The 24,129-nt window shown below is 67.4% G+C and carries 23 protein-coding genes and 1 pseudogene; 13 read left to right on the top strand and 11 right to left on the bottom strand.

What is annotated here, in order from left to right; genetic code table 11:
* Positions 1-61: 61 nt before the first annotated feature.
* From AC1DES_RS11210 to AC1DES_RS11230, 5 genes are read left to right on the top strand one after another with little or no spacing between them, the layout of a single operon-like run.
* Positions 62-1,039 carry a hypothetical protein gene (locus tag AC1DES_RS11210; protein WP_476895774.1) on the top strand — a complete coding sequence of 326 codons (978 nt, stop codon included), beginning with the start codon at positions 62-64 and terminating at the stop codon, positions 1,037-1,039.
* Entirely contained in the window at positions 1,036-1,812 is a 777-nt protein-coding gene (locus AC1DES_RS11215; RefSeq protein WP_476895775.1) for a hypothetical protein, read from the top strand. The genes AC1DES_RS11210 and AC1DES_RS11215 overlap by 4 nt, the downstream gene beginning before the upstream one ends.
* A 30-nt stretch (positions 1,813-1,842) precedes the next feature.
* Positions 1,843-2,478, top strand: a complete 636-nt coding sequence (locus AC1DES_RS11220; RefSeq protein ID WP_476895776.1) for a hypothetical protein — start codon at positions 1,843-1,845, stop codon at positions 2,476-2,478.
* Positions 2,471-3,175 carry a hypothetical protein gene (locus tag AC1DES_RS11225; RefSeq protein WP_476895777.1) on the top strand — a complete coding sequence of 235 codons (705 nt, stop codon included), beginning with the start codon at positions 2,471-2,473 and terminating at the stop codon, positions 3,173-3,175. The genes AC1DES_RS11220 and AC1DES_RS11225 overlap by 8 nt, the downstream gene beginning before the upstream one ends.
* Before the next feature lie 43 nt (positions 3,176-3,218).
* The gene (locus tag AC1DES_RS11230) at positions 3,219-3,818 is read left to right on the top strand and encodes a hypothetical protein (RefSeq protein ID WP_476895778.1); all 600 of its coding nucleotides are present in this window, start codon (positions 3,219-3,221) and stop codon (positions 3,816-3,818) included.
* Positions 3,819-3,892: 74 nt separating this feature from the next.
* Here AC1DES_RS11230 and AC1DES_RS11235 read toward each other — a convergent pair whose 3' ends face one another.
* Both AC1DES_RS11235 and serS read right to left on the bottom strand, forming a co-directional pair.
* A complete protein-coding gene (locus tag AC1DES_RS11235) occupies positions 3,893-4,738 on the bottom strand; it encodes an HAD family hydrolase (RefSeq protein WP_476895779.1) in 846 nt (281 codons plus the stop codon).
* Between the two features lie 148 nt (positions 4,739-4,886).
* Positions 4,887-6,167: a serine--tRNA ligase gene (gene serS, locus AC1DES_RS11240; protein WP_476895780.1), complete on the bottom strand. Its 1,281-nt coding sequence runs from the start codon at positions 6,165-6,167 to the stop codon at positions 4,887-4,889.
* 78 nt (positions 6,168-6,245) lie between these two features.
* Here serS and AC1DES_RS11245 point away from each other — a divergent pair, with 78 nt between their 5' ends.
* Positions 6,246-7,310 (top strand): diacylglycerol/lipid kinase family protein, encoded by a 1,065-nt coding sequence (locus AC1DES_RS11245; protein WP_476895781.1) that lies wholly within the window; start codon positions 6,246-6,248, stop codon positions 7,308-7,310.
* On the opposite strand, the gene AC1DES_RS11250 is transcribed toward AC1DES_RS11245, so the two are convergent.
* The 3 genes from AC1DES_RS11250 to AC1DES_RS11260 form a co-directional block, all read right to left on the bottom strand.
* Positions 7,307-7,537 (bottom strand): hypothetical protein, encoded by a 231-nt coding sequence (locus AC1DES_RS11250; protein ID WP_476895782.1) that lies wholly within the window; start codon positions 7,535-7,537, stop codon positions 7,307-7,309. The two genes, AC1DES_RS11245 and AC1DES_RS11250, sit on opposite strands and share 4 nt — an antisense overlap.
* 94 nt (positions 7,538-7,631) lie before the next feature.
* A complete protein-coding gene (gene pheA / locus AC1DES_RS11255; RefSeq protein WP_476895783.1) occupies positions 7,632-8,612 on the bottom strand; it encodes a prephenate dehydratase in 981 nt (326 codons plus the stop codon).
* Between the two features lie 18 nt (positions 8,613-8,630).
* Positions 8,631-8,957, bottom strand: a complete 327-nt coding sequence (locus AC1DES_RS11260; RefSeq protein ID WP_476895784.1) for a rhodanese-like domain-containing protein — start codon at positions 8,955-8,957, stop codon at positions 8,631-8,633.
* Between the two features lie 109 nt (positions 8,958-9,066).
* On the opposite strand from AC1DES_RS11260, the pseudogene AC1DES_RS11265 reads away from it, so the two are divergent.
* From AC1DES_RS11265 to AC1DES_RS11285, 5 genes and pseudogenes are all read left to right on the top strand, one after another.
* Positions 9,067-9,756 (top strand): annotated as a pseudogene (locus AC1DES_RS11265) (Type 1 glutamine amidotransferase-like domain-containing protein); the annotation flags it as partial.
* A gap of 160 nt (positions 9,757-9,916) precedes the next feature.
* Positions 9,917-11,416 carry an amidase gene (locus tag AC1DES_RS11270; RefSeq protein WP_476895785.1) on the top strand — a complete coding sequence of 500 codons (1,500 nt, stop codon included), beginning with the start codon at positions 9,917-9,919 and terminating at the stop codon, positions 11,414-11,416.
* 511 nt (positions 11,417-11,927) lie between these two features.
* Positions 11,928-13,106, top strand: a complete 1,179-nt coding sequence (locus tag AC1DES_RS11275; protein ID WP_476895786.1) for an alcohol dehydrogenase catalytic domain-containing protein — start codon at positions 11,928-11,930, stop codon at positions 13,104-13,106.
* A gap of 104 nt (positions 13,107-13,210) precedes the next feature.
* Positions 13,211-14,716, top strand: a complete 1,506-nt coding sequence (locus AC1DES_RS11280) for a peptide MFS transporter (RefSeq protein ID WP_476895787.1) — start codon at positions 13,211-13,213, stop codon at positions 14,714-14,716.
* A gap of 4 nt (positions 14,717-14,720) precedes the next feature.
* Positions 14,721-15,581: a phosphotransferase gene (locus AC1DES_RS11285; RefSeq protein ID WP_476895788.1), complete on the top strand. Its 861-nt coding sequence runs from the start codon at positions 14,721-14,723 to the stop codon at positions 15,579-15,581.
* 27 nt (positions 15,582-15,608) lie between these two features.
* Here AC1DES_RS11285 and AC1DES_RS11290 read toward each other — a convergent pair whose 3' ends face one another.
* On the bottom strand, positions 15,609-16,220 hold the full coding sequence (locus AC1DES_RS11290; RefSeq protein ID WP_476895789.1) for a DUF4190 domain-containing protein: 612 nt from the start codon (positions 16,218-16,220) through the stop codon (positions 15,609-15,611).
* A 134-nt stretch (positions 16,221-16,354) separates the two neighbouring features.
* Between AC1DES_RS11290 and pgm the strand changes: the two genes are divergently transcribed.
* The gene (pgm, locus tag AC1DES_RS11295; protein ID WP_476895790.1) at positions 16,355-18,016 is read left to right on the top strand and encodes a phosphoglucomutase (alpha-D-glucose-1,6-bisphosphate-dependent); all 1,662 of its coding nucleotides are present in this window, start codon (positions 16,355-16,357) and stop codon (positions 18,014-18,016) included.
* A gap of 173 nt (positions 18,017-18,189) precedes the next feature.
* Here the strand turns inward: pgm and AC1DES_RS11300 are convergent, their stop codons facing one another.
* The 3 genes from AC1DES_RS11300 to AC1DES_RS11310 all read right to left on the bottom strand — a co-directional run bounded on the left by AC1DES_RS11300 (position 18,190) and on the right by AC1DES_RS11310 (position 20,879).
* Complete coding sequence (locus AC1DES_RS11300; RefSeq protein ID WP_476895791.1) at positions 18,190-19,356, bottom strand: GGDEF domain-containing protein; 1,167 nt, start codon at positions 19,354-19,356, stop codon at positions 18,190-18,192.
* Positions 19,357-19,494: 138 nt separating this feature from the next.
* On the bottom strand, positions 19,495-20,028 hold the full coding sequence (locus AC1DES_RS11305) for a 2'-5' RNA ligase family protein (RefSeq protein ID WP_476895792.1): 534 nt from the start codon (positions 20,026-20,028) through the stop codon (positions 19,495-19,497).
* 245 nt (positions 20,029-20,273) lie between these two features.
* Positions 20,274-20,879 carry a malonic semialdehyde reductase gene (locus AC1DES_RS11310; protein ID WP_476895793.1) on the bottom strand — a complete coding sequence of 202 codons (606 nt, stop codon included), beginning with the start codon at positions 20,877-20,879 and terminating at the stop codon, positions 20,274-20,276.
* 235 nt (positions 20,880-21,114) lie between these two features.
* On the opposite strand from AC1DES_RS11310, the gene AC1DES_RS11315 reads away from it, so the two are divergent.
* Entirely contained in the window at positions 21,115-22,470 is a 1,356-nt protein-coding gene (locus tag AC1DES_RS11315) for a uracil-xanthine permease family protein (RefSeq protein ID WP_476895794.1), read from the top strand.
* Between the two features lie 95 nt (positions 22,471-22,565).
* Here the strand turns inward: AC1DES_RS11315 and AC1DES_RS11320 are convergent, their stop codons facing one another.
* Complete coding sequence (locus AC1DES_RS11320; RefSeq protein WP_476895795.1) at positions 22,566-23,087, bottom strand: hypothetical protein; 522 nt, start codon at positions 23,085-23,087, stop codon at positions 22,566-22,568.
* A 60-nt stretch (positions 23,088-23,147) separates the two neighbouring features.
* Positions 23,148-24,059 carry an SDR family oxidoreductase gene (locus AC1DES_RS11325; protein WP_476895796.1) on the bottom strand — a complete coding sequence of 304 codons (912 nt, stop codon included), beginning with the start codon at positions 24,057-24,059 and terminating at the stop codon, positions 23,148-23,150.
* Positions 24,060-24,129: the final 70 nt, after the last annotated feature.

A 24,129-nucleotide genomic window follows, 5' to 3' on the forward strand; every position in this document is an offset into this window, starting at 1 on the left:
GTCCCGGGAGAACGCCTAGGCTGTCGGGGGAACGATCGCTACTTATCATGGGGGATTCCGGATGGCGGGATTTTACGGGGCCGATGTCGCCCAGCTCCGGACGCTTGCAGGCGTCATGGGCAAAGCTGCGGACACCATCGGCATGCAGGGCACTCAGTTGACCAATCTCATCAACACCAGCACGTCGTGGAACGGACAGGACGCCAGCCGCTTCAAGGCCGATTGGAACGGCCAGCACCGCCAGAGCCTGATCCAGGCAGCCGGCCTGCTGCGGACAAGCGCACGGGAACTGAAGGAACAGGCCAACCAGCAGGAGTTCGCCAGCAACAAGAACGGGGAGAGCTCGCTTGGCGTCATCAAGGATGTCGTCGACACCGGCTTGGGCGTCAAGGACCTCGGCGCCCAGCTGTGGCAGGCCTACAAGCTGCGTAATCTCGGCTGGGAAGACTTCGCCAAGACCAAGGCCCTGCTCACGGACTGGCGCGCTGGCGGTGCTGTGATCCGTGAATCCCTGGACGCACTGCGCAACGGCGGCAAAATAACGGACGTGCTTGCCGACCTCAAGGCCGGCATCCCGTTCAGCCCGGCATTCCTGGAAGCCTCGAAATTCTCCCAGGGCCTGCGGGTCGCGGGGGCACTCGCGGCCCCGCTGAACATTGTCGGCGGCATCAGTGACGTCATGAACCCCCAGCACGACGGATGGCGCGGCACCGGAGACCGGATCGCCGGCGGTCTCTCCGTAGCCGGCGGTGTCGGCAGCATCATGCTGATGACGGCGGCCGGCGCGGCGATGCTGGGACCGATCGGTGCGCCCATTATTGTCGGTGCCGGCGTCGTCGCCGGCGCCTGGGCGCTGGGGAACCTGGTGGCCGACCACTGGGACTCCATCAGCAACTTCGCCCGTAATCCCGGGAGCTACCTCGCCGACGGTGCCGGGGAGGCGCTCGACGTCGCCCAGGACACAGCCATTAGGGTTGCAGATGGAGTCAGTGACGCGGCCAAATCTGTCGGAAACTTCGTCGGAGGAATATTCGGATGACCACGAACACCATGAAATGGACCGAACGCGACGTGCAGTGCGCGGCGGGCGTCCTCGGCCGCGCTTCTGCCGAGGGCACGGCCCTCCCCACGCTGACCGACGAGGAAATTGTGGCCCTCGACGGCGTGCAGCACGAGCAAATCGTCGCGCTCCCGTGGCTCAGCGCACAGAAGACGGGCACCGACATCCTGTGCGCGGTGGCGCTTCGAGGCCTCCTGGCCAAGGAACTCGTCTACCCCGTCCTCTTCGAAGGCGAGAGCGCGCCGTCCCGGCTGCACGCCGTGGAGCACATCACGGGCGCACTCACATTGCGGCGCAGCGGCGATACTGTCGTCTCCGTGGAGCGCACCGTCTCCACCGGAAAACGCTGGCTCTACGCCTACGTCCATGTGGAGGGTGTCCTCTTGGAAGAAGTGGACGACGGCGGCCTGCACGGTTTCACCGTGATCACCCGGGCCCAGCTCGCTGGCCGGCTGGCGCGGTTCGTTGACCCGGAAGGGTCCGCCTCGACCGACGCGCCCGCCGTCGCATACTCCGAGGCCGACTTCGAAGCACAGGCACCGGCGGTCCTCCCGGACGCCCGCGCAGCCAGCAACGTGGTGTCATTCAGCACCGGGTCCGAAGACTTCCCCACGGTGACCGTCTACACCGGCCCATCCTGGGTCCGTGTCCTCACGCCCCGGCTCGCGGACCGCGGGGTCAGCCTCGAGCTCCAGGAAACCTCCGGCGCAACCTTGGCCCGGGTTCTTGGCTCGCTGGCCGGCGTTTCCTGAGCTCCCGCCGTCCGCCTACGAAAGTCATCGATGAACAAGCCAAAGCCCTCCCCCACCGGACTGATCGATCCCGCCACAGGAAGTCCCGTCCGCCGCCACCCTGACTCGGGCACCTATTACGTGCCCAAGGCCGGCTGGCCGCACTTCTGGGCCCGTTCCCTCGATGCCCTGGTGGTGGTCTTGGTGGCAGGGGTGCTGATGGGTGTGGCGAACGCGCTGGTCCAGGACCTTGCGCTCGGCTCCTTGTCTTATGCCGTGCTGTCGAGCAATGGCCTGTTTGCCACGGTGATGATCGGCCTGTGGTTCCTGGTTGTGTACGCCTACGGCATGGTGTGGGGGGCCTTCGGCAGTGTCGGGGACGCGGCCGCCGGCATGCGTTCGGTCCGCATCAGTAACGGCACGACGTCGGGCGCCTGGCGTGGTGGATGGCGTGCTGTCTGGTGGTCTTTCGCGCCCCTGTATCTCATCATGGCGATTGCGGCCGCCGTCACCGGTGGTGGCGGCGACAGCTTCACCGCCAACTACGTCTCCGTTGACCGCCGTTCCGGAGTGGCCTCCGGCGCGGCCCCGGTTCCGGACCCCCGCGCGGCGGCTGCCGGCCAGGCGGCAGTGCAGCAGCACGGCCAGCTCCCGGCCCTCTACGACGGCAGGAGCCCGCGTGGCTGAAGAGCCCGGGCACGGCAGCACCCGGCTGGTCCGCCGCGCCGAACGATTGTACGGCGATCGGCTCGGCCGGTTCCGGTACGGCGAGCTCTCCTGGCATGTGCCCTTGAAGTGGCTGCCGGGGTTCCTGCTGGCCGGATTCGCCTTCGGCGCCATAGCCCAGTTCACCGGCCAGCCGCGGTCGTCACGGGACCCGGCGCTCTTCTCCGACCTCCCGCTCTTCCTGTCGACGAGCCTGGCTACGGGGCTGGTCCTGTGGTCCATGACCTTGTTGTGGAGCTTCCGCAGGCTGCTGGTCTTTGACCGTGGGCTGTTGTTCGGGTACGCCCGGAAACACACGGCCCGTGCCATCTTGTGGCAGGACATCGACCCGGGGTCGCTCCGCGTAGTCGAAGCCCGGCCTGGCATCGAGGCCGACGGTCTCCTCAAGACCCTCAAGCGCAGCACCAAAACCTCCCTGGGCGTACACGGACGTTACGCCCTCGTGTTCCGCGGCCGGGCGTCGGACCCGGACCAGGCCGCCCTCCAGGCTGGAATCTCCGAGCCCGGGTTCTTCACCTTCAGCACGAGGGAACACCCGGTTGCCCTGATCGCCGCCATCGAGCAGGGGATGGCCGGCGCAGGGCTCCGGGCAGCCGGCGCGCCAACCCCGGGCGCCGTTCCGCTGGTCTCCGTCAGCACCGCCATGAGGCTGGACTAGGGCGCTTGCCTACGCAATGCCACCGGGTAGTGTTTGATCCAGTATGTTCACGCTGACCATCAATCAAACCGACAGCCGGCGCGACGGCGACCGCGTGCCGCAGCTCCTCAAGGACCTGCGGCATATCCCCGCACGCCTCGATTTTGACCGTTCGGTGGAGGACGAGGTGCAGGGCATCGTGGACTGTCCCCAGCAGGCCGTTGAGGCGGCCATGATCGCCCTGCGCAGCGGCAGCTGGTACGTCGGCATAGGCGTGGGACCCGTGAATGAACCCCTGCCCAACCAGATCAAGGACGCTTCGGGCCACGGTCTGATCTACGCCCGCCGCGCCGTCGACCGGCTCCGCAACGGCAAGGACCGCATTCCGGTGGCCGTGGAGGGCCCGCTGGCGGACCTGGCTGCAGAGTCGGAGGCCGTCCTGCGGCTGCTGGGCCACATTGTGCACGACAGGAGCGCGGCGGAATGGCGTGTGCTGGATCTGCTGACCCCCGGCGTGCGCGGCCAGCAGAAAGCCGTCGCCGAGGAGCTCGGAATCACCACCCAGGCGGTCAGCAAGGCCGTTGCGCGCGCACAGTGGAACGAGGAACACGCCGCGCGGCCGGCCGCGGCCCGGCTCCTGGGCCTTATCCTCGAGGTCCGCTAGAGCCGTGCCTGCGCCGGAATCTTCCGGCCCCGAACGTTGAAGCCCTGGAATGTTCAGGCCCTGACGATGCCGCCCTAGAGGAGGCTGCGCAGTACGTGCGCGGCGCCGTCGTCGTAGACCGACTTCGTGACCTCGTCCGCAGCGGCGATCACTTCCACCGGCGCCTGTCCCATGGCCACGCCGCGGCGTGCCCACGTGAGCATCTCAATATCGTTGCGGCCGTCGCCGACGGCGACCGTTCGGTGGGACTCGATGCTCAGCCGGCCGCGGAGGTGTTCCAGTGCGCTGGCCTTCGTGACGCCGGCGGCGGCAATGTCCAGCCAGGCCGTCCAGCCCACCGAATAGGTCACGCCGGCAAGTCCCACGTGGCGGATCGCGGCGTTGAATTCCTCAGGAGTGTTCTCTGAGCTGAACACCACCACTCGCACGGCGGTCGCCTCCAGCATGGTCTGGAAGTCGACGCCGATCGCTTCGACGCCGAAACTGGCGTCCTGGAAGCGTTCGGTGGAGAGGAAGTTTCCGGCCTCGTCTTCCAGGGCGTACTTGGCGGTGGGGAGCCGCTTGCGCAAGGCCCGGAGGGCGGGGCCGGGGTCGAAGGTGGCCTTGTGGAGGACCTCATAGCCCCCGGCGAGTCCGGAGTCGAGACGGAGCGTCACGCCGCCGTTGGAACACACGGCATAGCCGTTGTCGATTCCGATGTGCTCGATGATGGGCAGCGTGGCGTTGAGCGAACGGCCCGTGGCGATCATGACGTGGTGGCCCGCCGCCACGACTGCCTGGGCGGCTTCGCGGACGGGTACCGACATGTGGCCGTCGTGGTCGACGAGGGTTCCGTCGACGTCGAGGGCGATCATCATCTTTTCGTTTGCATTTCGCCGGTCATCGTTGCCGGCGACTGAGATTTCAGTCAATGTAGTCATCCAATAAGTAGAGCAGACGCCCCTGACAGCCGCTAGGACTCACGCCACAGCAAGGCATGAACTTGTGGTAAACACCCAGAGCTTTTCCACACTGTGGATGTTTACCCGGCGGCTGCCGGGGGACCGGACAGGGCGGCGCCGCGGGACGCTAGAGAACAGGGAAAACGGTCATGCCGCCCAGGTACTTCTGCAGGGCGGCCGGGACGTTGACGGAGCCGTCCGGGTTCTGGTGGTGTTCCAGGATGGCCACAATCCACCGGGTGGTGGCCAGCGTGCCGTTGAGGGTGGCGACGGCCCGGGTGCCCTTCGGGGCGCCGTCCTCGTTCAGCACGCGTTCGCGGATGTTGAGCCGCCGCGCCTGGAACGTGGTGCAGTTGGACGTGGACGTCAGCTCCCGGTAGGCGCCCTGGGTGGGGACCCACGCCTCACAGTCGAACTTGCGGGCCGCGGAGTTGCCCAGATCGCCCGCGGCCGTGTCAATCACGCGGTAGGGCAGTTCGCACTTGGCCAGCATCTCCTCTTCCCACGCGAGCAGGCGCGCGTGCTCGGCTGCCGCGTCCTCCACGGTGGTGTAGATGAACATCTCCACCTTGTTGAACTGGTGCACCCGGATGATGCCGCGGGTGTCCTTGCCGTGGGAACCGGCCTCGCGCCGGTAGCAGGAACTCTGCCCGGCGTAGCGGATTGGTCCGGCCGAGAGGTCCAGGATCTCATCCGCGTGATAGCCGGCGAGGGCCACCTCCGAGGTGCCCACCAGGTAGAGGTCGTCTTCGGCGAGACGATAGATCTCGGCGTCGTGCTTGACGTCAAAGCCGGTGCCCTGCATGGTTTCGGGCCGGACCAGCGTGGGGGTGATCATGGGCACGAAACCGGCGTCGATGGCCTGCTCCATGGCCATCTGCAGCAGCGCCATTTCCAGCCGGGCACCGACGCCGCGCAGGAAGTAGAAGCGCGAGCCGGAGACCTTGGCGCCGCGTTCCATGTCGATGGCGCCGATCAGTTCGCCGATCTCCAGGTGGTCCTTCGGCTCGAAATCAGGGAACTCGCGCGGCGTGCCGACGGTCTTGACCACGATGTAGTCCTCTTCGCCGCCCTCCGGGACGCCGTCCTCGATGAGGTTGGGGATTCCGCGGAGCAGTTCCTCGTGGGCGGCCTGCACGAGGTCGGCCTCGGCGGAGGCGGCTTTGACGGATCCGGCGAGGACCTTCACCTCGGCGAGCAGGGCCTGTTTTTCCTCGCCCTTGGCCTGTGCGACCTTCTTGCCGAAGGCATTTTGTTCGGCCCGCAGGTTCTCGAAGCGGATCAGCGCCGCGCGCCGGGCCGTGTCCGCGGCGATGATCGCGTCCACCACGGATTCATCGGCGCCGCGGGCGCGCTGGCTGGCCCGGAACTTGTCCGGATTTTCGCTGAGGTCTTTTACGTCGATCACCAGACAAGAGTATCCAATCAGGTCACCATTCCCCGGCAATCCGGGCTCCGGCCGCCGGCGGGATAGTGTGGGAGCACAATGCGCGACTGGCTGCTCTACCTCATCATCGCTGGAGTCCTGGCCTTTGCCCTCTCCAGCTGGTGGGGGGTGCGCCGGTTGAAGGCCAAGCACACCCGCAGCGCCGTCTGGGAAGAAACCCACAGCCCGGGGCTGGGGCAGCAGAAGGTGGCCGTGGTGATGAACCCGATCAAGGCAAAATCGGCCGAGGCCCGGGTTCTCATCGAGTCCGCCTGCCTGGCAGCCGGCTGGGAGGCACCGCGTTTCTTCGAAACCACCGCCGACGATCCCGGCTTCTCCCAGGCGCGGGCAGCGGTGGAGTACGGCGCCGACGTCGTCCTGGTGGGCGGCGGCGACGGTACGGTGCGCGTGGTGGCCGAGACCCTTGCCGACACGGACATCGCCATGGGCCTGATTCCCCTCGGCACAGGCAACCTCCTGGCCCGCAACATCCACTTGGACATCAACGATCTTCACGGCAGCGTGCAGGCGGCACTGTTCGGGCACCAGCGCTTCATTGACACGGCCCGCATGCGGGTTGAGAACTCACGGACCGGGGATTCAGCGGAACACACGTTCCTGGTGATTGCGGGCATCGGGATGGACGCCGAGATCGTCGGCGACACCAATGACGGGCTCAAGAAGGCCGTCGGCTGGCTTGCCTACACGGAAGCCGGGGTCCGGCACCTGCCCGGGCGGCGGAAAAAGGTCTCGATCGCCCTGGACGACCAGCCTGAACAAAGCCGCAAGATCCGCAGCGTGCTGTTCGCGAACTGCGGGCTGATACCGGGCGGAATCGATTTCATCCCGCAGGCCATGATCGATGACGGCATGCTTGACGTAGTGGTGATGAGTCCGCGCAGCGCGATCGGCTGGCTGGCGATGTATACAAAGATCGTGCTCAAGCACAAGAGAAACCTGCCGGTGATGACCTACTACCGCTCCGGCAAGGTGACGATCCGGAGCGCGGAACCCATGGCCACCCAGGTCGACGGCGATCCCTCGGGAGCGGCCACCAAGGTGACCGTGCAGGTGGCCCCGGGCTCCCTGCTCGTGCGGGTGAAGGACGGCACCGCCGGCGACTAGGCGCCGGCTGACTTTCGGGTCGCTTCCGCCTCCGCGGACTTTTTCGCATCCGCCGCGGCCTTGGCGGCGCGGGCTTCGGACTGCTCGCGGATCATCGCCTGTTCCTCTTCGAAGCGCAGCCGGTCCGCCCGGTCGGCGTCGTCGCCGTCCCAGTCCTGATTCTCGGCAGTCGGCTTGGGGTTCACAATCATTCCCTGGCCGTCATTTTCTGTGCTGGTGCCTGACATGACCCGCTCCCGCCGGTAGAAGACTTCCCCAATCTGGATCAGGCAAGCATACGCACAGTTATCTAGGGGCGGAAGTGCCTGATGTGGCATTTGTCTACGCTGTGGGCGAAGCCTCCGGCGTATATTCCGGAACCACGGATGCTCCGGCAAGTATGTCTTTCACCCATGCATGTGCGGCCCGGAATGCCTGGTCGGAAGTGTGGGGGGCCACGTCCGTCCGGTGCCCGTCCGCGCGGCTGTAGGAGCCGAGAAACCGGGTCGCCGGACTGATCCGGTGCAGGCCTGCCAGGGCGTCTGCCACCCGCGCGTCGGCAATGTGGCCGTCGGCATCGATGCTGAAGAAGTAATGGCCCAGATACTGGCCCGTGGGCCTGGACTCGATCCGGCTCAGGTTGACTCCGCGGGTGGCGAATTGGTCCAGGATCTCCATCAAGGCGCCGGGCCGGTCCTCGGGCAGCGGCACCACCACGGTCGTCTTGTCTGCGCCCGTCCGCGCGGGCAGTTCTCCGGGCCGGCCCACGAGCACGAAACGGGTGACGGCGCCGGGGTTGTCGCCGATGTTCTCGGCCAGCACGGCGAGGCCGGACTGCTCCTCGGCGACAATCGGGGCGCAAATCGCGGCGTCGTAGTGCACGCCGTCCTCCAGCAGTCCCAAGGCGGCCGCCGCCGTGGACGAACCGGGAATGTATTCCGCATCGGGAATATTGGCGTCGACCCAAAGCCTGCACTGGGCCCAGGCATGGCCGTGGGTGGAGATGCGGCGGATGTCCTCGATGCGGACTCCCGGACGGGCCACCAGCACGAAGCTGATCGGCACGAGGGCTTCACGCAGGATCCGCAGTTCGGGGCCGGTGGCGATGGCGTCCAGGGTCGCGGTGACACCGCCCTCTACAGAGTTCTCGATCGGCACCATGGCCGCGTCGGCCGAGCCGTCCCGGACCTTGTCCAGCGCCGTGTTCACATTCGACGCCGGAATGCGGAGGGCGTCCGCCGCGTCCGGAACCTGCATGAGGGCTGCCTCGGTGAAGGTTCCTTCGGGGCCGAGGAACGTGTAGGTGACGGGTGATGCGGGCATCGGCTCTTCTTTCTTCGGTTACAGGATGACTGGCTTGAGTCCGTTGTCGGACACCAGCGGCATTCCGGTTTCAAGCCATTGGTCCATGCCGCCGGCGACATTCATTGCCGAATAGCCTTGGCCCACAAGCCACTGCGTGGCGCGGAATGACCTCCCGCCCGTGCGGCAGATGACATAGACATCCTCGTCAGGATCAAGTTCCTCGATCCGCGCAGGAAGCTGGTCCATCGGAATGTGGAGGGCACCCTCGGCATGGCCGGCGACCCATTCATAGTCTTCACGGACGTCCAGGATCTTGGCACCGTCGGGGATACCGGACACGGTCACCGTATGGAAGTCGCTCATGTTCGCCCTTTCGCAGAATTCAAGGTCTGTCCCCAGCGTATCGCCAGCGGCCGGCGGAACACCCGCGGAGCAGGCAGGTTACGCTTCTGGGGAGCACGAAGGAGACCACATGGCAGCGGAGAGGCCCACGATCCTGGCAACGTCCGGCGGGTACAAAGCCGGGGACCGTACGCGGCTGGAGTTCGACCGCCTGATGCATCACGCCGTCGAACTGTCCGGGGCGAGCGGACGTGCACCGCGGGTGGCGCATATCGGCACCGCGTCCGGGGATCAGCGCTGGTTCAATGCGGAAATGGACGAGGCCGCCCGGCTCGCCGGCTTCGACTTCAGCCACCTCAATCTCTTCACCATGCCCAACCATCCGGACCCCGAGGCGCACCTGATGGACCAGGACGTCGTATGGGTGAACGGCGGCTCGGTCGTGAACCTGCTGGCGGTCTGGCGGGCACACGGGCTGGACGCCATCCTGCGGCGGGTGTGGGAACACGGCGTCGTGCTGGCGGGCGTCTCGGCAGGGTCCATTTGCTGGTTCCAGGGCGGGACCACCGATTCCTTTGGTCCCGAGCTCGCAGCAGTGACCAACGGTCTGGCGCTGCTGCCCTACGCCAACGGGGTCCACTATGACTCGGAAGCACGTCGGCGGCCACTCGTTCACCGGCTCGTCGCGGACGGCACCCTCGGCGAAACGCATTGCACGGACGACGGCGTGGGGCTCGTCTACGCAGGGACGGAACTCGTGGAGGCCGTGAGCGAGACCAGGGGCAAGGGCGCGTATGTCGTGACCCGCCGGGGCGGCCAGCCACCAGGGGACATGCCCAATGGCCAGCCCGGGACATGCCCTCCCCTGGCCGTGACGGCTGGACATATGGCCACGATGCTCAGCCCCGAGTCCGAGGACTGGGCATGTCCCCCCGGGGTGGAGGGCGGCGCGGTCGAGGAACGGCTGGAGCCGCGTTTCCTTGGCTGAGATCCACGAACTTTCCGCGGTGCAGCTGCGGGCCGCATTACTCTCGGGCGAGCTCTCGGCCCGGCAGGCCGCAGAGCATTTCCTCGACCGCATCGGATCCGAAAACCACCGTCTCGGGGCGTTCATCACCGTCACCGCGGAGCAGGCAATGAGGGATGCCGCAGCGGCCGATGCCGTCCATGCCCGCGCCGCCCGCGAAGGGACAGAGCTGGCGCTGCTGCACGGCATGCCGGTCGCCTTCAAGGACCTGACAGACGTTGCCGGAGTGATCACCACCCACGGCAGCGCGGCCCTCGACCACAAACCGGCCCTGGCCGACGGCGCCCTGGCCGCCATGCTGAAGGCTGCCGGGGTCATCTCGCTGGGCAAGACGCAGGTTCCGGAATTCGGACTGACGGCCTACAGCGAGAACCGCATCGCGCCGCCGTCGCGCAACCCGTACGCGCTCAGCCGCAGTTCGGGCGGGTCCTCGGGCGGGAGCGCCGCCGCCGTCGCCGCAGGACTGGTGCCCTTCGCGCCAGGGTCCGACGGCGGCGGGTCCGTCCGTATTCCGGCCGCCGCATGCGGACTCGTGGGCCTGAAACCCGGGCGGGGGCTGGTCCCCGCCGGCGAAAACTCCGGCGATCCCGCCAGGCTGGTGGTGGCCGGACCGCTGGCACGCTCCGCCGCAGACGCCGCCCTGATGCTGGACGCGCTCGTGCCCAGCAGCCCTTGGCCCTGCAACCCCTTGCCCGCTGATGTGACTGGCGCCGGCGGGCCCGGCGCCGGATTCAGTGCTGGTCCAAACGGCGCCGCAAGCTACGTCGGGCAGGCTTCCGGGCAGCCGCCCCGGCTGCGGATCGGCGTGAGCCTGGACAGCCCGTGGCAGACAGTATTCCCGTTCACTCCGGACCCGGAAGCGCTCGATGCCCTGGCCGAGGGAGTCCGCCGGCTGGAGGCAGCCGGACACACAACGGCGGAAGCCGCGATCCGCTACGACAACCGCTACCCGGACGCGTTCACCACCGCCTGGACTGCCGCCGTCGGAAGTGCCCGGATCGCTCCCCAGCGCGAAGCGCTCCTGACCCCGCTCACCCGGACGTTCCGGCGGCGCGCACAGCAGCGCAGCACCGCCAAACTCAACGAATCCCTCGGTTTCCTGCGGCAGTTCCAGCGGGACACGATCGTCCAGTACGCCCAATGGGATCTCATAATGACGCCGGCGCTGGCGCAAACGCCCCGCCCGGTGGGCTGGTTCACGGGCGCGACCCACGGCGGGAACTACTGGCCGGCCGCAGAATGGGCGGGCGACGCCGACGACGACTACCGCAAACAGTGCGAATACGCTCCGTGGTCCTCCATGGTGAACGTCTGCGGGCTGCCGGCGGTCAGTATCCCGGTGCACTGGACCGGCGCCGCCCCCGGTTCCGGCCTCCCGATGGGCATCCAGCTGATCGGGCCGATGGGCTCCGAGGGGCTGCTGCTGCAGGTGGCGGCCCAACTGGGGTTCTAGCCAAGGACCACCGTTGGGCTGCTGCCGCAGGTGGCGGCCCAACCGGGGTTCTAGCCAAGGACCCGTGGCTCACCGGAGACTCACCGGAAACATGGCCGCCTGGGGTACCGGCCAAGGACCTGCCTCTCGCCCGGGGACATGCCCAACCCGCACGCCGAGCACAGGACAAGTTCGGAGCGCCGCTCCAACACGGGACATGCCCAACGTCCGCTGCTGGGGACATGCCCATTCCTCCTGCCGCACCCGGGACATGTCCCGCGCTCATCGGGGACATGTCCAGCCCTGGCCGCGGCCGCTGGACATATTGCCATCATGTCCACCCGCGGGCGCCAAGAATGGGCATGTCCCCCGGCTGGGCCAAGGAAGCCCATCGGCCCACCTGCCTTTCCCAACCGGCCCATCCCGTCCGCCCGGCGTCAGCGCGGCCGCCGTCGGGAAGCCCCAAATGGACGCTGGCTGCGGCCGGCGGCTATCGTTCACTCAAACCCGACCAGGCCGCGAAAGAGGATCGATGAAGATCACCGGTGCAGTACTTGAGGAAATTGGCCGCCCGCGCCCGTTCGCGGACTCCAGGCCCATCAGCATCTCCGAGTTGGAGCTGGCCGGCCCCGGGCCCACCGAAATTCTGGTCCGCCTTGAGGCCGCCGGGATCTGCCACTCGGATCTGAGCGTTGTCGACGGCAACCGGGTTCGTCCGGTGCCCATGCTGCTGGGCCATGAGGCGGCAGGACGCGTGGTTGAGGTCGGTTCAGCCGTCCTCGACCTGGAGCCGGGCCAGCGCGTAGTCATGTCCTTCCTTCCCCGCTGCGAGGAGTGCGCCAACTGCGCCGAGGACGGCCGGCTGCCCTGCACCGCAGGATCGAGGAGCAATGGAGAAGGGACCCTGCTGCACGGTTCAATGCGCCTGAGCCGGTCCGGCGAGACGGTGTACCACCACCTGGGCGTTTCAGGTTTTGCAACCCACGCGGTCGTGGACCGGGCTTCCGCCGTGCCTGTCGGTGACGACATCCCGGCTGACATCGCCGCCGTCCTGGGCTGCGCCGTCCTCACCGGCGGCGGAGCCGTCCTCAACGCCGCCCGCCCCAGGCCGGAGGACAGCATCATGATCGTGGGCCTCGGCGGGGTCGGCATGGCCGCCCTGATCACCGCGACTTCCCAGGGAATCTCCAGAATCATCGCCGTGGACACGCTCGACGAGAAACTTGACCATGCCCGCCGCCTCGGGGCCCACGAAACGTACACCCCGCAGCAGGTCCTTGAAGACGGCGTTAAAGCCAAGTTCGTGATCGAGTGCGCAGGCAATCCGCGCGCCTTCGAGACGGCCTTTGCCGCCACCGCAGTCGGTGGCACAACGATCACGGCCGGCCTGCCGCACCCCGATGCCCGCGCCCGGATCTCGCCGCTGACGATCACCGCGGAGGCCAGGACAATCGTCGGCAGCTACCTCGGCTCCGCAGTGCCGTCCCGGGACATCCCCACGTACGCGCAGCTCTGGCGGGAGGGAAGACTTCCTGTCGAGGAGCTCATCTCCGCCCGCATCGCCCTGGCCGACATCAACGAGGCCATGGACCAGCTGGCCGACGGAAAAGCCGTCCGGCAGGTCATCATGTTCGACGCCGCCGACGACGCCCCGGACGAGGAACAGGACAGGTCCGGCCTGCCCGGCATGCCCCGGGAAACCCGGCGGTAGGGAGGCGATAGGGAGGCGAAAGAGAGGCGAAACACCATGCGGGTTGCTTGCCCCGGACCCGCCCGAATGTGACAATCGCGCGTCACAATGTCACCATTAAGTAAATGAGCACAACTCATTTATCCAATCCCCCCGCTACAACGCCGGGCGATCCCTCATTCCGTCCCCCCGCTAAGACGCCGGGCGACACGTCGTTTTTTGGCCATCCAAAGATGCTGGCCAGCCTTTTCTCCGTAGAGATGTGGGAGCGCTTCTCCTTCTACGGAATGCAGGGGATCCTCCTCTACTACATGTACTTCTCGGCCGCCCAGGGCGGCCTTGAGATTCCGCAGGCCATGGCTGCCGGCCTCGTCGGCGCCTACGGTGGCGGCGTCTACCTCTCCACCATCCTCGGCGCCTGGCTCGCGGACCGGCTCTTCGGGTCGGAACGGGTGCTGTTCGGCGCCGCGATCATGATCATGGCCGGCCACATCGCCCTCGCTCTCATTCCCGGCGTCCCCGGCCTGATCGCCGGCCTGGTGCTGGTAGGCGTCGGTTCCGGCGGCCTCAAGGCCAACGCGACCGCCCTCGTCGGCAGCCTGTACGGCGAGAAGGACGAACGCCGCGACGCCGGATTCTCCATCTTCTACATGGGCATCAACGCAGGCGCCCTGATCGGCCCGCTGGTAACCGGCTGGCTGCAGGAGAGCCAGGGCTTCCACTGGGGCTTCGGCGCCGCCGCCGTCGGCATGGCCGTGGGCCTGGTCATCTACTCGCTGGGCCGCAAGAAGCTGCCCGGACAAGCACACCGGGTACCGAACCCTCTCCCCGCCGCCCGGCGCACCCGGTACGGCCTGATCTTCGCCGGCATCGCCGTGATCATCGCCGTGCTGCTCGTGACCGGCACGGTGAACGCCAAGAACCTTGCCATGTCCATGGCCTACACGGCTATCGGCGCGTCCGTGCTGTACTTCGCCCTGATCTTCAGCAGCAAGAAAGTCAACGCCACCGAGCGCGGACGGGTGGCGGCGTTCATCCCGCTGTACATTGCCTCGGCCGCGTTCTGGGCGCTGTTCCAGCAGCAGTTCACGTTCATTGCCGTCTACTCGGAGGAGAAGCTGGACCGGAACCTTTTCGGCTGGGAAATGCCTGCCGCCTGGGTCCAGTCCATCAACCCGGTATTCATCATCGTCTTCGCCGGCATCATGGCCGCCCTGTGGACGCGGCTCGGCCGCAAGCAGCCGGGTTCGGCCCTGAAGTTCTCGATCGGCCTCTTCGTGATGGGCCTCGCATTCCTGGCCTTCATCCCGCTGGCCGGCGGCGGCAAGACCCCGCTGCTGGCCCTCGTCGGAATCCTGCTCCTGTTCACTCTCGCAGAGCTGTTCCTCTCCCCCATCGGCCTGTCCGTGACCACCAAGCTGGCACCCAAGGCCTTCCACACCCAGATGGTGGCGCTGTTCTTCCTCTCCGTCTCCCTGGGCACCACCCTGGCCGGCATCCTGTCCGGCCTGTACAACCCGAAGGACGAGCTGCCCTACTTCATCGGCATCGGCGGAACCGCGATGCTGCTGGCCGTAGGCCTGGCGATCGCCTCGCCAGCGATCAAGAAGCGCATGGGCGGCGTACGCTGACCCGATGAGCACCAGAGACCGCCCGCCGGTTGAGTCGCGCGTGTACGTTCCCGCCCCAGGCGCGGCGTCCGACGTCGAACTCATGCCGGCGGGCGATGTCACCGCCGGCGTGGTGCGGGTGGGCGGCACCATCCGCCGCCCGCACCAGCCGCAGAGCCTGGCCGTTGCCGGGTACCTTGACTGGCTGGAGGACGCCGGCTTCGCCGGCTCGCCGCGGTACCTCGGCCGCGACGAGGAAGGCCGGGATGTCCTGACCTTCGTACCCGGACAGTGCGCCGGCGCGGCGCCGGAGCCGTGGGCGCAGTCCGAGGAGCTCCTGGTATCCGTGGCGCAACTGGTCCGCCGCCTCCACAACGCTTCGGCTGGCTTCGTCCCGTCGGACCACCCGTTCCCGGCCCGGGGCGTCCGGCCGGAGACACCGTCCCATGATTCGCCAGCGCTGGTGTGCCATCTCGACGTCACCCCCCAGAATGTGGTGGTCCGGAACGGCCGCGCCGCAGGCCTGGTGGACTTCGACCTCGCCGGCCCCGCCACGGCCCTCCGGGATTCCTTCAACACGGCCATGCACTGGATTCCACTCCGGGACCCGGACGACTCCTACGCCGGCTGGGAGCACCTTAACCTTCTCCGGCGGCTCCGGATCTTCGCCGACGCCTATGGCTGGAGCGAGGCGGAACGCCAGCTGCTGCCCTCCCACGGCGTCGAAGCCGCGGCACAGAGCTTCGAGCGGATGCGGCACAACGCCGCGACGCTTGGCGGAGGCTGGGCGCGCATGTGGGACGAAGGTGTGGGCGGCATCATCAGCCGCCGCCGCCTGTGGCTGGAAGCCAACGCCGGACGGATTGTCGACGCCCTCACGGACTGAGCCCCGCCCTGCTTTACCGAGGGGCGCCTAGACCCCGTACCCGCGGTTGCGCGCGCTGCCAGCGACGGCGGCAAAAATCACGATAACCGCTATGGTCAGGGCGATGGCCACGTAGCCCATCACCAGGCCCGCAATGGCCATGCCCCTGCTGCCCGGTTCCCGCTTCAGTGCCAGGTGTCCGAGGATGACGGCGGCAATCTGCGGCAGGATGAAGAACCCGAACCCGACGAAGGCTGCGATGCCGCAGCACATGCTGGCGATGCTGAGGCCCTTGGGCTCCGGCGGCATCCCGTAGTACGCCGGCTGGCCATAGACGTTGTAGGCGCTGCCCGGCGGGCCGTACTGCTGCGGCGAACCGTACTGCTGCGGCGCACCGTAGGGCTGCTGGCCCGGAACGCCGTAGGCACTCCCGCCCTGGGCATTCCCGCTGGGGGCGGAGCCGTACGGCGCCGCCGGCTGGCCGTAGGCCGGTGCGCCCAGGCCGTAGTGCTGACCCTCATGCGTGCTGTATCCCGGCTCCTGGACATGCGGCGCTCCCGGCGGTGCCGGCGGCACCTCTGATCCGTACAGCGGAGGGTACGACGGCGGCTGGTGGCCCTTGGGCGCCTCGTCGTTGCCTGGTGTCGGCTGATCGGTCATGGAAATCCCCTCGTGAGTCCGTGCCTCAAGACTACCGCCGGACGAATCTGCTGGTGGGGAGATTCTTTTCGTCACAGGGGCCCGATTCCGGCCAAACCGTGTTGTGCCCGGCCGGCGTCTGGCATGCTGGTGCCATGGCTAGCCGCGCGGGCACAGTTGCCCAACCCCAAGACCTTGTTGACCTCACTGCGCTCCTTGATGCGTACTACGACGTTTCGCCGGATCTGGGGGACCCGGGCCAGCGGGTGGCCTTCGGCACCTCCGGACACCGCGGCTCAAGCCTGAAGGCATCCTTCAACGAACCGCACATCCTTGCCATTACCCAGGCGATCGTGGAATACCGCGCGGGCCAGGGCATAACCGGTCCCCTGTACCTCGCCAAGGACACCCACGGGCTGAGTGAACCCGCCCAGAATTCAGCCTTGGAGGTGCTCGCGGCCAACGGCGTCAACGTCCTGATCGACGCCCGCCACGGCTACGCGCCCACTCCGGCGCTAAGCCATGCCATCCTGACGCACAACCGGAACTCCGCCGCCGGCGCCCCGCAGGCCGACGGCATCGTGGTCACTCCCAGCCACAACCCGCCCGGTGACGGCGGCTTCAAGTACAACCCCCCGCACGGCGGCCCGGCGGACACCGACGCCACCGGATGGATCGCCAACCGCGCCAACGAACTGCTGGAAAACGGGCTCCGCGGCGTCAAGCGCATTCCCGTAGCGGACGCCCTGGCCGCCGATACCACCGGCAAGTTCGACTTCCTGAGCAGCTATGTGGACGACCTCCCGTCGGTACTGGACCTGAACGCCATCCGCGAGGCCGGCGTCCGGATCGGCGCCGACCCCATGGGCGGGGCATCCGTGGACTATTGGGGCGAGATCGGCGAACGCCACCACCTGGACCTCACCGTCGTGAATCCCACCGTCGATCCCCAGTGGGCTTTCATGACCCTCGACTGGGACGAGAAGATCCGGATGGACTGCTCCTCGCCGTCTGCCATGGCTTCCCTGATCAGCCGGATGTCCGCCGACAGTTCCGGCAAGGCGCCGTTCGATATCGCCACCGGAAACGACGCCGACGCGGACCGCCACGGCATTGTCACGCCTGACGGCGGGCTGATGAACCCGAACCACTACCTCGCCGTCGCGATCGACTACCTGTACCGCCACCGCACGGGCTGGAACCCGCGGTCCGTGATCGGCAAGACCCTGGTCTCCTCCTCCATCATCGACCGTGTGGCGGAAAGCCTGGGCCGTAAGCTCGTGGAGGTCCCCGTGGGCTTCAAGTGGTTTGTTCCCGGGCTGCTCTCCGGCGAGGGTGCATTCGGCGGCGAGGAATCCGCGGGCGCCTCGTTCAACAAGATGGACGGCAGCGTCTGGACGACGGACAAGGACGGCATCCTGCTCGCGCTGCTTGCCTCGGAAATCACCGCCGTCACGGGCAAGTCGCCTTCCCAGCTCTACAAGGGCCTCACCGACCAGTTTGGCGACCCTGTCTATGCCCGGATCGACGCTGCCGCCACCCGTGAGCAGAAGGCCGCTCTCGGCAAGCTCTCGCCGTCGGATGTCACTGCGACGGAACTGGCCGGCGAAACGATCACGGCCAAACTCACGGAAGCACCGGGGAACGGCGCAGCCATCGGCGGCCTCAAGGTTGTCACAGAGAACGCCTGGTTCGCGGCCCGGCCCTCCGGCACTGAAGACGTGTACAAGATCTACGCCGAGTCCTTCAAGGGTGCGGACCACCTGAAGCAGGTCCAGGCCGAAGCGAAGGCGCTCGTGGACGGGGTCATTTCCTAGCACCCGGCCCCTGAGGATGGGGCTACAAGGCTAAGGGCAACGGGACGAGGGCAGATCAGGGCGGATGCCGGTCTGGCATCCGCCCTGATCTGCCCTTAATCAGTGCCGCAGACTCGCCACCCATGGTTCAGGCGCCCGGCACCCGCAGGTTCAGGCACCAGGCACCGGCCAGCTCAGGCGAAGCCTTCCCCGAGGGAACCCGTGGCCAGCACGGAGCAGTTCCTGCCGAGCGTCTTTGCCTGGTACAGGGCCGCATCGGCTGCGGCAACCATCACTTCAAGATCCCTCCGGCCGGATTCCGTGGACGCGATTCCGTAGCTCACGGTGGGCAGGCGGGGGATCGCGTCCGACACCGATGCGTCGAGCCGGCGGCTGATGTCCGCGGCGATCCCGCGGGCCCGGTCCGGGGTGACTCCCGGCAGCAGCAGGATGAACTCCTCTCCGCCGTACCGGCCCACGAGGTCCGTGGAGCGTACGGTGCTGCTGCAGGCCTTGGCGAAGGCCTGCAGCGCCGAGTCCCCGGCCGCGTGTCCGAACTCGTCGTTGATTGCCTTGAAATGGTCGAGGTCGGCCAGGACCAGCGATGCAGTGGTCCGGCTGCGGCGGAGGCGGAGGAGTTCGTTCTCCGCCAGGTCGATGAAGGCGGTGCGGTTCAGGAGGCCGGTGAGCCCGTCGACGGTCGCGCGCGCCCGGAGATCCTGGGTCTGTTGCTCGTAGCTCAGCTCCGCCATGGTGAACGAGGCGACGACGAGGGTGACGGTAGTAAGCGTCGTGGTCGTCACGGACCCGAACACTGAGGTGAAGACCTGGCCACCCGGACCTTCCAGCACGAAGGCGATCAGGCGGCCGAGGTAGAAGAGGGCGAGGAGGCCGGCGCCGACGGCGAGCGGGCGGTGCACGCGCGAGTAATGCCGCTCGAGCAGGAACAGCTCCCGGGAGGCCAGACCGATCAGCAGGCCCATGAGCGCCAGATAGACCGGCCCTCCCGCCCAGATGTTTGTGGCGGGGCGGTCCAGCACTGACGCTACGGCCGTGATGCCGGGCCCCACCGCCAGTTGCCACAATGCGGGGATGGCGGTCCTCAGTGAACGCGCCCCGGCCCAGATGCTGGCCCCGCCCGCCACGAGCAGCACGTTGCCCGCGGGATTGGCCCACACCTGATGGATCGTTCCGTCCAACAGGTACGTGGCGTTGCCAACCAGGAACAAGAGCAGCGCCGTGCACCACCAGCGGCTGTAGGCGGACCGGGTCCGGCGGTAGGTGATGAAGTAGAACAACAGCAGCAGCGTCAGATCGACCAGCGCCAAAGCCACCCGCAGGGTTGCGGTGTCAAGCATCATGATGTGGCCCCCCGGTCCGAATGTAAGTGCCCGCGATTCGTAGACTCAGCGTCGCGGTTGCCCAAGTATTGCACCCGCACCCCGGAAACCACGGAGCCGGTCCGGCTTGTGACGGAAGGCGCGGCAGTACAGTCGCGCTCACGATGGGGTACCGGTCCAGAGCCGGAGGATCCGGCGGGTGGCGTGGCCGCCGTCGGGCGCCATGTCGACCAGGGCGATCCGGTCCAGGACGACGGCGTCGCCCGCCTTGAGCTGTTTACCCCCGTGGTGGGACACATGCGGGCGGTAGCCGTCCAGGGTGTAACCGGGCGTGGGGATCCGGCCATGCATCCCCTCAACCAGCCGGACAAGGGCGTCGTGCAGCCTCTGCAGGGGTTCGTTGGGCTCAATGAGGCTGACCGGGATCGTCCCGGCCCGGCCAAAGCCCGCCTCGCCGCCCACCATAACGGTGCTGCCCAGGGCTGCCGCGACGGGCGCGTCCATCAGCGTGCAGATCTGGTCGACGACGTCGGCGGCGGCGCCGGCCGTGGACTCCGGCGTGGTTGCAGGCGCGCTTGCGTGGTCGGGGATGTCGAACTTCACCACGGTGATGTGCAACGGCCAGTCATCCCGGGGGAATTCGAGCCCCTCCGTGACAGGCTCGACGAAGGCCACCGCAATGAGGTTCCGCATGGGGCTAGTGTGCCACGGCGGTGAGCTCGAACAACGTCGGTAGAGGCGCAAATCCCCCTGTGGCCGCGGTCCGGATGCGGACTAAGATGGAACTGGCCCCGGATGCAGGCCTTGCGCTGAACCGCAGAATTGTGTCTCGTGTGCCTCCGGCCTGTCCCCCATGGTGCCGGAGGCACCTCCGCGTCAAAACAGTGCCGGAGGCACCTCCGCGTCAAAATGGTGCCGGAGGCACCTCCGCGTGACCGTCAGACGGTGCGGACTACGTCCTCGTACGCGAACTTCGGCTTGGCCTCGCCCCAGGCGTCCGCGCCGGGCAGTCCGATGTTGACCACGAGGAAGCTCCTCTGGCTGCCGTCGGGGAAGAATGCCGCATCGATGGCGGAAAAATCGGCCCCCGTCATGGGACCCGCGGCGAAGCCAAGGGATCGGACCGCGAGGATGAAATAGCCGGCCTGCAGGTGGGCGTTGTTGTTGCCGGTGACGGCGGCCAGATCCGGCGCTGCGTCATACATGGCCTTCGGGGCGTTGTAGCCGGGGAGGAAGTTGTCCCACTGCTCGTGCCAGGCGGTGTCGACGCCGAGGATCGCGACCAGCGGCGCCGATGCCGTCTTGGCCCGGTTCCCGGCGGACAGGGCGTCCACGAGCGTCGCCCGGGCTTCGTCGGAGCGCACGTAGGTCACGCGCAGCGGCTGGGAGTTGAAAGCCGTGGGACCGAACTTTGTCAGTTCGTAGATGGCACGCGCCTGCTCCTCGGTGACCTCGCCGGTGAAAGTGTTGGCGGTGCGGGCCTCGGCAAAAATGGCGTCGACGGCGGCCGCGTCGATAACTGCTTCATCATGGGCGATGGTCATTCGCATCCCTTTCTCTGGGCCAGCTCGCCGTCCGGCGACGGCCGCTTCTGCTGTCCATAGTTGCAACTTCAACCGTCGCCGGGGACTTCCTTGCCGCCGCGTGATCTTGGGCACAAACCCTTTGCCGCTGACGCCCCCGCCCCGCCCGGAACCGGCCGCAGTGAGCCGCGCGGTAAAGTTGCTCCGGAAGATTCCTTCCCCGCCCCGCCACACATTCTCTGAAAGGCTCCCGGCAATGAGCATGCTCGGTACCAAATGGAAGCTCCACGGCAACGGCAATTCCATCCGCCCCGGTGAGGTCGTCAAGCCGGATGAGCGCCTCACCTGGCCGCTGACCATCGGCGTCGGGATGCAGCACGTCGTTGCCATGTTCGGCGCGACCTTCCTGGTCCCGATCATCACCGGCATGCCGCCGGCCACCACACTGTTCTTCTCCGGCGTCGGCACGCTGCTGTTCCTCGTCGTGACCCAGGGCCGCGTGCCAAGCTACCTTGGCTCGAGCTTCGCCTTCATCGCCCCGATCCTGGCGTCCCAGCAGCAGTTCGGGATCCCTGGAGCCTTGGGCGGCGTCGTGCTTGCCGGCGTCGGGCTGGCCCTGATCGGTGCCGTGGTGCAGAAGTTCGGTGCGGGCTGGATCAACCGGCTTATGCCGCCGATTGTCACCGGCGCAATTGTTGGCCTGATCGGCCTGAACCTTGCCCCCGCGGCGAAGGGCAACTTTGACAAGGCCCCTGTCACGGCCGTCATCACGCTGGCCGTCATCATCCTGGTCAGCGTGTACTTCCGCGGCATCCTGGGCCGCCTCAGCATCCTGGTGGGTGTGGTGGCGGGCTACGTCCTGGCGATGATGCGCGGCGAGGTCAACTTCGAGAAGGTCGACGGGGCGGCCTGGATCGGGCTGCCGCACTTCCAGACCCCCGAATTCCACCTCGGCGTCATCGGCCTATTCGTGCCGGTGGTGCTGGTGCTGGTCGCCGAGAACATCGGCCACGTGAAGTCTGTCTCCGCCATGACCGGCCAGAACCTCGACGGCGTCTCCGGCCGTGCGCTGCTGGCCGACGGCGCAGCGACCGTACTCGCCGGCCTGGGCGGCGGCTCGGGCACCACCACCTACGCGGAAAACATCGGCGTTATGGCCGCCACCAAGGTCTATTCGACGGCGGCCTACTGGGTGGCCGGCATCTTTGCCGTGGTCCTGAGCTTCTCGCCGAAATTCGGGGAACTCATCGCCACGGTTCCGGCCGGGGTGCTCGGCGGGGCGGCCACCATGCTCTACGGCATGATCGGCGTCCTGGGCGTGAAGATCTGGGTCCAGAACAAGGTGAACTTCTCCAACCCCGTCAACCTGACCACGGCCGCCGTCGCGCTCATCATCGGCATCGCCGATTACACGTGGACGATCGGCGACCTGAAGTTCACGGGGATCGCGTTGGGATCGGCCGCGGCGCTGGTGATTTATCACGGCATGAAGGCCATTGCCAAGGCGCGCGGGACCGTGGCTGAGCCGGAGACTGACTACGCAGCCCCCGCCGCCACAGTTGCAGCGGCCGTGAACGCTGCCGCCAAGCGCGCGGCCAAAAAGCGCCGCTAAGCCGCAGGCGCCACAGCCTAACCGCAAGGCCGGCACCCTGCCCCCGGCTGGGAGTCAGGATGCCGGCCTTCCGGGTTCAACGGCCGCCGCCGGTCCTAGCCGGCGTCGAAGGATTCCTTGTCATCACTGTCGCGGTCCTTCGGCGATTTATCCTCCGGCAGATCCGTGCCGCTCCCGTCGGGGAGGCCGGCCGCGTCCTGGCCGGACTCCGACGAGAAGGGACGCCCGGCGTCGGGCTCTTCGGTGTTGGACGTATCCATCTCGGCCTCCGACGACGGCACTGCCGCCTCGGAATTCTCCTTGGCGTCGGCGTCGAATCCGGGGTCGGTACTGGCGTTTTCTGAACTCATTTGTTCCTCCGTTCCGCCGAAGCGTCCTGCTCCGGGTTCTCCTGCACTGTCCTGGTCTTGGGCGCCGAACTGGCTGAGGTCCGGCGCGGCGGCCGGGTATGTCTCGCCGTCCGGGCTGTCCTGGCTGAGCCCTGCGGCCTCGAAGGCCTCTTCCTCGCGGGGCTGGGCAAACTTCTTCCCGTCACCCACAGGCATTTCCTGCTCTGCCGTGGGCGTTCCGTAGCCGCCTTCCTCAACGGTGTCCTGCGGTTCGTTCTCCTGTGTCATGCCGTCCCTCCTGTGCGTGGGTGAAGTTGCTGGATGGGGTTGCGCGTGCGGGCGAAGGTTTTACAGGCCCTTGCCGCCAGTCACCGGGAGTACCGCCCCGGATATGTAGGAGCCGTGGTCGGACGCCAGCAGCACATAGGCCGGCGCCAGCTCAGCGGGCTGCCCCGCACGCTGCAGAGGTGTGTCCTGGCCAAAGGACGGAAGCTTGTCCGGCCATTCCGTGGCCGGGATCAGCGGGGTCCAGATGGGGCCGGGGGCCACCGCGTTGACACGGATGCCCTTGGGCCCGAGCTCCTGGGCGAGTGCCTTCGTGAAAGCCACCTGTGCGGCCTTGGTCATTGCGTAGTCGATGAGTTCCGGCGAGGGATTGAACGCCTGGATCGACGCGGTTGTGATGATCGACGCACCGGCTTCCAAGTGGGGCACGGCGGCCCGGGCCGTCCACAGGAGGGAGTAGATATTGGTCTTGAAGACGCGGTCGAACTCCTCGGTGGGGAGCGACTCGAAGCTGTCCCGGTTCTTCTGGTAGGCCGCATTGAGCACCAGGACGTCCAGGCGGCCGAACTCGGCCAGCGCGTCCTTCACGATCCCGGCGGCGAAGTCCTCGCTCCGGCCATCGCCCGGAAGCAGCAACGCCTTGCGGTCCTCCTTACGGATCCATTCGGCGGTGTCCTGCGCGTCGTCCTCTTCTTCCGGCAGGTAGGAGATGGCGACGTCGGCCCCTTCGCGGGCGAACGCGATCGCCACGGCCTTGCCGATGCCGGAGTCTCCGCCGGTAATCAACGCGGCCTTGCCGCGGAGGGCCCCGCTGCCGCGATAACTCTCCTCGCCGTGATCCGGTCTGGGGTCCATCGGACCTGTGAGGCCGGGTTGTTTCTGCACCTGCTCCGGGAATTCCCCGGAATAGTAGCCGGCGCGGGGGTCGCTCGGCGGCTCGGGCCTCTTGCCTGTCGCGCGGTCTGAATCACTCATAGTCCACCTACCCAACGTGTCGGTTTCCAGGGGTTGGTCCGGACGGCGGCGCTGGACCCGGCCGTTCGGA

The sequence above is a fragment of the Arthrobacter sp. 05T442 genome, assembly GCF_056395945.1.

Bases quoted from the DNA above. Each gene is read 5' to 3' on its own strand.
- AC1DES_RS11210 (WP_476895774.1), top strand. From the start codon at position 62: ATGGCGGGATTTTACGGGGCCGATGTCGCCCAGCTCCGGACGCTTGCA.
- AC1DES_RS11215 (WP_476895775.1), top strand. From the start codon at position 1,036: ATGACCACGAACACCATGAAATGGACCGAACGCGACGTGCAGTGCGCG.
- AC1DES_RS11220 (WP_476895776.1), top strand. From the start codon at position 1,843: ATGAACAAGCCAAAGCCCTCCCCCACCGGACTGATCGATCCCGCCACA.
- AC1DES_RS11230 (WP_476895778.1), top strand. From the start codon at position 3,219: ATGTTCACGCTGACCATCAATCAAACCGACAGCCGGCGCGACGGCGAC.
- AC1DES_RS11235 (WP_476895779.1), bottom strand. From the start codon at position 4,738: ATGACTACATTGACTGAAATCTCAGTCGCCGGCAACGATGACCGGCGA.
- AC1DES_RS11245 (WP_476895781.1), top strand. From the start codon at position 6,246: ATGCGCGACTGGCTGCTCTACCTCATCATCGCTGGAGTCCTGGCCTTT.
- AC1DES_RS11250 (WP_476895782.1), bottom strand. From the start codon at position 7,537: ATGTCAGGCACCAGCACAGAAAATGACGGCCAGGGAATGATTGTGAAC.
- pheA (WP_476895783.1), bottom strand. From the start codon at position 8,612: ATGCCCGCATCACCCGTCACCTACACGTTCCTCGGCCCCGAAGGAACC.
- AC1DES_RS11260 (WP_476895784.1), bottom strand. From the start codon at position 8,957: ATGAGCGACTTCCATACGGTGACCGTGTCCGGTATCCCCGACGGTGCC.
- AC1DES_RS11275 (WP_476895786.1), top strand. From the start codon at position 11,928: ATGAAGATCACCGGTGCAGTACTTGAGGAAATTGGCCGCCCGCGCCCG.
- AC1DES_RS11280 (WP_476895787.1), top strand. From the start codon at position 13,211: ATGAGCACAACTCATTTATCCAATCCCCCCGCTACAACGCCGGGCGAT.
- AC1DES_RS11285 (WP_476895788.1), top strand. From the start codon at position 14,721: ATGAGCACCAGAGACCGCCCGCCGGTTGAGTCGCGCGTGTACGTTCCC.
- AC1DES_RS11290 (WP_476895789.1), bottom strand. From the start codon at position 16,220: ATGACCGATCAGCCGACACCAGGCAACGACGAGGCGCCCAAGGGCCAC.
- pgm (WP_476895790.1), top strand. From the start codon at position 16,355: ATGGCTAGCCGCGCGGGCACAGTTGCCCAACCCCAAGACCTTGTTGAC.
- AC1DES_RS11300 (WP_476895791.1), bottom strand. From the start codon at position 19,356: ATGATGCTTGACACCGCAACCCTGCGGGTGGCTTTGGCGCTGGTCGAT.
- AC1DES_RS11305 (WP_476895792.1), bottom strand. From the start codon at position 20,028: ATGCGGAACCTCATTGCGGTGGCCTTCGTCGAGCCTGTCACGGAGGGG.
- AC1DES_RS11310 (WP_476895793.1), bottom strand. From the start codon at position 20,879: ATGACCATCGCCCATGATGAAGCAGTTATCGACGCGGCCGCCGTCGAC.
- AC1DES_RS11315 (WP_476895794.1), top strand. From the start codon at position 21,115: ATGAGCATGCTCGGTACCAAATGGAAGCTCCACGGCAACGGCAATTCC.
- AC1DES_RS11320 (WP_476895795.1), bottom strand. From the start codon at position 23,087: ATGACACAGGAGAACGAACCGCAGGACACCGTTGAGGAAGGCGGCTAC.
- AC1DES_RS11325 (WP_476895796.1), bottom strand. From the start codon at position 24,059: ATGAGTGATTCAGACCGCGCGACAGGCAAGAGGCCCGAGCCGCCGAGC.